Raw genomic sequence first — 473 nt, forward strand, 5'->3', positions numbered from 1 at the left:
CCGCATCTTCGGCCCGGCGTTTTGAAGGTTTGGGGGATCGATAACGATAATACTGAGCTCTGGAAACACCGAGGATTCGGCACATCTTGGTTACCTGGTGGTGATGGCTTTCTTGGTGAATGTAATCAAAGATATTGGTTACTTCTGCGTAAGGAAGCCCAGGGCTTTTTTTAGGATTTCGTTCTCCTCAGACAGCGAAGCCAGTCGCTTTTCCATCGCTTTGATTTCGTCTGGCGATTTACCGGATTGAGTTTTGGCCTGGCCCTGGATCCACTTATGAACGGTTGAATAGCCAATGCCATATTCTCTGGCCAGTTGGGCAGCTGATTCGCCTTGCTTATATAGGTTGATAATGTTTTGTTTGAATTCTTTGTCGTAACGAGTTGGCATGTAAAAATTCCTTCCTTTTGAGAGATGATTTATTCATTATACCCTCTCTTAAAAGTTGTCTCAGGAATCAGCTTACATCCAAT

General features: G+C 44.2%; 1 protein-coding gene. It reads right to left on the reverse strand.

The window, feature by feature from the left end; translation table 11 throughout:
* Nucleotides 1-138 precede the first annotated feature (138 nt).
* The gene (locus tag KGF65_RS17225) at nucleotides 139-390 is read right to left on the reverse strand and encodes an IS3 family transposase (RefSeq protein WP_047675014.1); all 252 of its coding nucleotides are present in this window, start codon (nucleotides 388-390) and stop codon (nucleotides 139-141) included.
* Nucleotides 391-473 lie beyond the last annotated feature (83 nt).

Origin of the sequence: Lactiplantibacillus sp. 30.2.29, from assembly GCF_018991255.1 — a bacterium.
GTDB classification, from domain to species: domain Bacteria; phylum Bacillota; class Bacilli; order Lactobacillales; family Lactobacillaceae; genus Lactiplantibacillus; species Lactiplantibacillus pentosus.

Bases quoted from the DNA above. Each gene is read 5' to 3' on its own strand.
- KGF65_RS17225 (WP_047675014.1), bottom strand. From the start codon at position 390: ATGCCAACTCGTTACGACAAAGAATTCAAACAAAACATTATCAACCTA.